At 51.3% G+C, this 6,171-nt stretch carries 9 protein-coding genes; 8 read left to right on the plus strand and 1 reads right to left on the minus strand.

The window, feature by feature from the left end; genetic code table 11:
* The 8 genes from IT527_RS00950 to IT527_RS00985 all read left to right on the plus strand — a co-directional run.
* A partial coding sequence (locus tag IT527_RS00950; protein ID WP_363278040.1) for a surface carbohydrate biosynthesis protein occupies positions 1-917 on the plus strand: 917 nt, incomplete at its 5' end.
* Between the two features lie 488 nt (positions 918-1,405).
* A complete protein-coding gene (locus tag IT527_RS00955; protein ID WP_292965273.1) occupies positions 1,406-2,185 on the plus strand; it encodes a sulfite exporter TauE/SafE family protein in 780 nt (259 codons plus the stop codon).
* A gap of 156 nt (positions 2,186-2,341) precedes the next feature.
* Positions 2,342-2,839, plus strand: a complete 498-nt coding sequence (gene rfaH / locus IT527_RS00960; protein ID WP_292965275.1) for a transcription/translation regulatory transformer protein RfaH — start codon at positions 2,342-2,344, stop codon at positions 2,837-2,839.
* Between the two features lie 122 nt (positions 2,840-2,961).
* Positions 2,962-3,159: a hypothetical protein gene (locus IT527_RS00965; RefSeq protein WP_292965277.1), complete on the plus strand. Its 198-nt coding sequence runs from the start codon at positions 2,962-2,964 to the stop codon at positions 3,157-3,159.
* Positions 3,160-3,178: 19 nt separating this feature from the next.
* Entirely contained in the window at positions 3,179-3,406 is a 228-nt protein-coding gene (locus IT527_RS00970; protein ID WP_292965279.1) for a dTDP-4-dehydrorhamnose 3,5-epimerase family protein, read from the plus strand.
* Positions 3,406-4,224, plus strand: coding sequence for an ABC transporter permease (locus tag IT527_RS00975; protein ID WP_292965281.1), 819 nt, complete (start codon positions 3,406-3,408; stop codon positions 4,222-4,224). Before IT527_RS00970 ends, IT527_RS00975 begins: the two co-directional genes overlap by 1 nt.
* Positions 4,225-4,335: 111 nt before the next feature.
* Positions 4,336-4,593 (plus strand): antitoxin of toxin-antitoxin stability system, encoded by a 258-nt coding sequence (locus tag IT527_RS00980; protein WP_292965283.1) that lies wholly within the window; start codon positions 4,336-4,338, stop codon positions 4,591-4,593.
* Positions 4,594-4,678: 85 nt separating this feature from the next.
* Positions 4,679-4,996 (plus strand): type II toxin-antitoxin system RelE/ParE family toxin, encoded by a 318-nt coding sequence (locus IT527_RS00985; RefSeq protein WP_292965285.1) that lies wholly within the window; start codon positions 4,679-4,681, stop codon positions 4,994-4,996.
* A gap of 111 nt (positions 4,997-5,107) precedes the next feature.
* On the opposite strand, the gene IT527_RS00990 is transcribed toward IT527_RS00985, so the two are convergent.
* Positions 5,108-6,171: ATP-binding cassette domain-containing protein (locus IT527_RS00990; protein WP_292965287.1), on the minus strand; the 1,064-nt coding region annotated here is incomplete at its 5' end.

Genomic DNA, 6,171 nt, shown 5'->3' on the forward strand with positions numbered 1-6,171 from the left:
ACCTGTACGGTGACTTCATTCTGATCAATACCAATTTCACCGATGTCAATCCTTTCATCCCCAATATCGGTCTGTTCATTCCGGCAAAGGATGGAGATAAAAAATCCCGGCGCGGACAGGCCGGGATTGGTATGAGTGAAGAATTTGCCGAAGGCCTGTGGTATCACAAGAAAGCCATACTGGAGGATTTCAGGCAGCTCATCCCGGCACTGGAACGGGCATTCCCGGATATGACAATCATAGTGCGGCCGCATCCGAGTGAAAATTTTCAGGTTTATCACGATATTGCTGCTCAATGCCAGCGCGTAAAGGTCACGAATGAAGGCAGCGTCATCCCCTGGCTTCTGGCCTCGAAAACCATGGTGCACAATGGCTGTACGACCGGCCTGGAAGCCTATGCCCTGGGAGTTCCGGCTATTTCCTATCTGGCCACTTTCAATGAATATTACGACTACGACTTCCAGGGGCTGCCGACCCGGCTGAGTTATCAGTCATTCAATTTCAGCGAGCTTGAAGATACCTTGTCCCGGATTTTGCGCGGTGATCTGGGTGCTCCGGGGGGTGAAGAACGCAAGATACTTATCGATTACTATCTGGCAGCACAGAATGATCGTCTTGCATGTGAGCGTATCGTCGATGTACTGGAAAAAAGCGGCTACAGCCAGTCCCAGCCACCGGCAAGGGCCACTCCGGTATATCTGGCAGGACGGGCGCTCGCGAACCTCAAAGCGGCACTGACCCAATTGAATATGCGCCGTCCCGGACCGAATCGGCTGTCTTACCATGATCATCGTTTTCCTGAAATCCCGGTTGAACAGATCGAACAGAAAATTGCACGGTTTGGCAGCCTGCTGAATCGTTTCGATACCATTAAGGTAAAACAGCATTCGCATCATCTGTTCAGTATAAATGGCTGAATGTCCCTGAAAAATGCCTGTCATTGACCCCTGTTTTCAGGGATATACCGGGCTTTATCCGGTGACCTGATTTCGGGTGGCCGGCGGGGTGGGTTCAATTGCAACATATCCCTGCGCTGTTCGTTGTACTGTTTTTGCACGGTTTGCATTTTTTATTGCGGCGGAGCTGTTGCCGCACTTGTCAGACCAGCTGCGAGAACGCCCGCGGATTGCAATAAAATTCGATCCGGAAAATAAAACCACGGTACACTACGTGGCTCACTCAAATTGAGCCATTCCAGGCTCGACAGGAAATAACCTGCAGGATAGGTGCAGTTTCAGCAATCCGGGCAGGAAAAATAAACTTTTATGCGACAACTTGAATTCATGACTCTGGCAGATCATGCCAGTCCGGCCGCTGTTGCTCAAATCACGGCCTGTCCTGACAGCTCCTGTTTGCGGTTTAACTACCTGAATAGCTGCACGCACTGCCTTGCCGGGGTGTGTGTGTGATCGACTGGTCGTTTACGTTAGCGGGTGCATTGACAGGTTTTGTCATCGGAGTAACCGGTGTGGGCGGGGGAGCACTGATGACGCCTATTCTGCTGCTGTTTTTTGGCATACACCCGACAACAGCGGTAGCAACTGATTTGTGGTTTGCTGCTGTTACTAAAATTGCCGGCGCACGGGTGCACCATTCCAATGGCAATGTGGACTGGCAGGTGGTGAGGCGTTTGTGGACGGGCAGCCTGCCTATGGCCCTGCTGGTAGTGGTGCTGGTGAGTATGGGAACGCAAGTTGCGAAGGTGGACTGGCTCACCAAAGGCATAGGCATTATCGTGCTGATTACGTCAATTGGCCTGCTGGCCGCACCCAAACTGGTTGCGCTGGCCAGAAAACAGCAGACCGGACAGCCGGAACGTTTCGAGACGATGCAATCGGTACTGACAGTCCTGGCCGGAGCGATTCTTGGTGTATGCGTTGCGCTGACATCCGTGGGGGCAGGCGTGATGGGAAGTGTCATGCTGCTTTACCTTTACCCGCTGCGCATGACGCCGCATCGCCTGGTTGCCACTGATATTGTGCACGCTATCCCGCTCGCCATTGTTGCCGGTCTGGGTTACCTGTTTGCAGGCAAGGTTGACTGGTGGATGCTGGCAAGCCTGTTATCAGGCTCGGTGCCTGCCGTCATAGTAGGCAGTATGCTGGCCAGCAAAATTGCCGGGCGGTGGGTTCGTATGGCTTTGGCGTTTGTGCTTGCAGTGGCAGGATTAAAAGTTCTCCTCTGACCTTTTCCCGTGATCCTTCCCCCCTGTAAGTTTCCTGTGTACTGTAGCCTTTGTGCCGTACCCTGAATTTATCCGAAAAAATATGACGAGTTCATTGTTGTGCAGTCATTGGGTAAAGTAAAATAAGGCCAGTTTGAATGGCGAAAGGGGAGGGCGATGCACTGGTATCTGGTTCATACCAAACCGAAGCAGGAAAAGTGTGCACTTCAAAATCTCCGGCAGCAGGGGTATCAGTGCTATCTGCCGATGCTTTCTGTGGAAAGAGTGCGGCAGGGAAATCTGGTGCGGATCGATGAACCATTATTCCCGCGTTATCTTTTTATCCGGCTCGGTGTTGATAATTCAGCTAAAAGCTGGGCACCAATCCGGTCAACCAGGGGTGTCAGCCGGCTGGTATGCTTTGGGTCTGAACCGGCAAAGATCGACAATAACCTGATTGCGTTTTTGCAGGTACAGGAAGTTTCCCTTCAGAATAAACCCGAGCCACTGTTCAAGTCCGGGGAGAAAATACGCATTACAGAAGGTGCATTTGCTGGTATCGAAGGGATCTATCAGATGGCAGAAGGCGAGAGCCGTGTGATGGTGCTCATCGAGCTGCTGAGCAAACCGGTTGTGATGCGACTGTCCCCGAGCAGCCTGCGTAAGGCGAACTGAGAAACATTCAGGATCGCAGTCGATGTAACGAAGAAAAAGCTGTCTGAAGAAAAAGATTGTCTGCTTTACCCGTTGGGCATTTGACGCACGCCGGATACAGGAAATTTCCCGGGATTATCCGAGTGTGGCAAAATGCTGCCCGTCTGTCAGGCAGGGTTATGGTTTATCTGTTTCTCCTGCGCTATCCGGTTTGTTATTCTTTACTTTCATTAATCTCGTCCTTGCTGTTGCAAACGGGTGGCGGTAGCGTGCCCGGAACAGCCCGGGATATCCTGAACAGTTTTTCCAGGCAGGGCAACAGCACGGCGTTACCGCTGTAATTTTAATTTGAGGAAGCCATTGAGCGATCTGTCCGGTTCCGGTCGCAGTATGAAATATGTTCTGTGCAGGCTGTATTATCAGATTCAGCAGTTTTGGGGCGGGTTGATGTGCGTGCATGGCGGGCTGTTTGATATAGCCATTGATCTGCACAAAAACAGCCCGACTTTTAGTCAGCGGGCAGGAGCCTCCTTTTCCGCCAGGGATATTCCGGGGATATCCTGTGAACAGGTGGAGGTATTCAGCTGATGCGGCAGTTTTCTGCAACACCGGTAGAAATGCTCGCCTGTCTGTGGCGTAACCGTGAACTGATTCTGGCTTCTGCCAAACGGGAAGTGCTGGGGCGCTATCGTGGTTCTGCCCTGGGGTTGCTGTGGTCTTTCTTTAACCCGCTGTTCATGCTGGTTGTCTATACATTTGTGTTCAGCGTGATATTCAAGGCGCGCTGGAGCGTGGGGAGCGAATCTAAAACCGAATTTGCCCTGGTGCTTTTTGCCGGCCTGATCGTGTTCAACCTGTTTGCCGAATGCATCAACCGCGCGCCCGGACTGATTCTTGCCAACCCTAATTACGTCAAGAAAGTGGTTTTCCCGCTGGAAATCCTGCCTTTTGTTGGCCTGCTTTCAGCGTTTTACCATGCGCTGATCAGTCTGGGAGTATGGCTGGCAGCCTATATGCTCTTGTTTGGTATTCCGCATGCAAGCACATTGTTTCTGCCATTTATTGTCATACCATTCGCCCTGTTCATTATGGGGTTAAGCTGGGCGCTGGCATCACTGGGTGTCTACTTGCGGGATGTATCGCAGTTTATCGGCGTGGTAACTTCGGTACTCATGTTCCTCAGCCCTATTTTCTACCCGATCAGCGCTCTGCCGGAAAGCTATCAGCATTTGCTGTACCTTAACCCTCTTACCCCGGTTATCGAGATGATGCGGGATGTCTTGTACTGGGGAAAAATGCCGGATTTCTCACTGCTGGCACTTTATTGGCTGGTTACCGGAATAATCGCCTGGCTGGGGTTTGCCTGGTTCCAGAAGACCAGAAAAGGATTTGCGGATGTTCTTTGATGTCAATTCAATCATGAATAGATACGGCGGGCCCACAATAAATCAGCATTGCCCGGAGGGATGAAGAAAGCCCCTATAACTTCCAGCTGAACATTAGCAGTCGTTTTCACAATGAAGCTGGAACCGGAACTACGCGAAACTTTCATGGCAGAAGCTGCCAGCGAGGATCGACCAGCTTCCCGGGTCATGCGTGAACTGATGCGCGGCTACATCAGGCAGCGCCGCCAGGCACGCGAATATGACGACTATTTGCGGGGTAAGGTAGAAGCTGGTCGCACCTCAATGCGGGCCGGTCATGGCCGTACAAATGATGAAGTTGAAGCTGAATTCGCTACCAGGCGCAACCAGGTAATAGCCGGCCAAGCGTGATAGTTGTCTGGACGCCGGAAGCGGAACAAGACCGGACGGACATCTGGGATTACATCGCGGCGGACAGCCCCGGTACGGCCGCTGAGTGGATGAACTTTTCAGTGATGCTGCTACCAGTCTGGCCAAATATCCAAAGATAGGTAAGACTGGCAAGGTTTCCGGCACCTGCGAACTGATCCTGCATGAGAGCTATCGTCTGGTGTATGAAATTGACAGGGATAAGGCATGGGTGCCGGCCCTGGTATATACCGCCCGGATGTGGCCGCCGGTCAAGGGTTACCCACGCAACACAATGAGCAGGCTACTGGAAAGGACCGATGCCGCCTATCCACTGCCGCCGGAAGAGCGTGATTGGGTTGATGATTCACCAGTGGGTAGGGAATGGCTAAACGATGAGGGCTAAAAAGATGGTTACTGACCGCCTTTCGTCATTTATTATGAAGACTGCCACCGCTAAACTGGAGTGGTCGAGCATTTTGTGACCCCCGGTTTAGTCCGCTTTCAAACCATTGTGTTATATATCTTCCCCAAGTTCACTTTGCAATAATTCCAGCGCTTCTAAGCTATTGAGCCAGGTTTCTTCCAGTTTTACCTGCTTTTGTAGCAGGTTGGTTTGCTGGCTCAGGTGTTGCCTGAGCTGATCTTTTTGCGGCTGCTCATAGAGACTATTATCAGCCAAGATGGTTTCCAAAGCCTGTAGCTCTTTTTGAATGTTATCTAACTGTTTTTCTAACGTATCAGTGTGCTTGCGTAGCGGTGCCAGTTGTTTACGTAGTGCAGCAGCTGCCTGGCGTTGTGCGCGGCGATCGACTTTATCGGGGCTGGCTGCATCGTTATCAGGACGCTGGCGCAAACGATAATCGTTGAGCCATTTGCTGTAATCCTCAAGATCGCCAGCAAACTCTTGCACACGGCCCTCGGCAACCAAGTACAACTCATCCATGGTACTTTTAATCAGATGGCGATCGTGAGACACCAGCAGCAGTGCACCGGAGAAATCCTGTAAAGCCATACTCAATGCTTGTCGCATTTCTAAATCAAGGTGGTTGGTGGGCTCATCGAGCAGTAATAAATTAGGTTTACCCCACGCAATCAGTGCCAAAGCCAAGCGGGCTTTTTCACCACCGGAGAAATTGAGCACAGGTTCATCACAGCGCTTGCCGCGAAAATTAAAACCACCGAGGAAATTACGCAGAACTTGCTCGCGCTCATCTTGAGCAATGCGTTGAAAATGTAGCAACGGGCTGGCTTTTGGATCAAGTGAGTCCAGTTGATGCTGGGCAAAGTAGCCAATCACTAAGTTTTCACTGCAGGTAAGATCGCCTGCCAATAGCGGTAAATCACCTACAATACTTTTAATCAGAGTTGATTTACCTGCACCGTTGGGGCCAAGCAAAGCAATCCGTGCGCCCGGGACTAGCTGTAGCTTTACATTGCTTAAAACAGGCTGTCCCACGTTGTAACCAAGCTCTGCTTCATTGAGATTCAGCAGCGGTGTAGAGACTTTATCAGCCACGCGGAAAATAAAGTCAAAAGGTGAATCAAAGTGTGCTGGCGCCAGCTCCTCCATGCGTTCCA

It is taken from the genome of Nitrosomonas sp. (assembly GCF_020852615.1).
Lineage (GTDB): Bacteria > Pseudomonadota > Gammaproteobacteria > Burkholderiales > Nitrosomonadaceae > Nitrosomonas.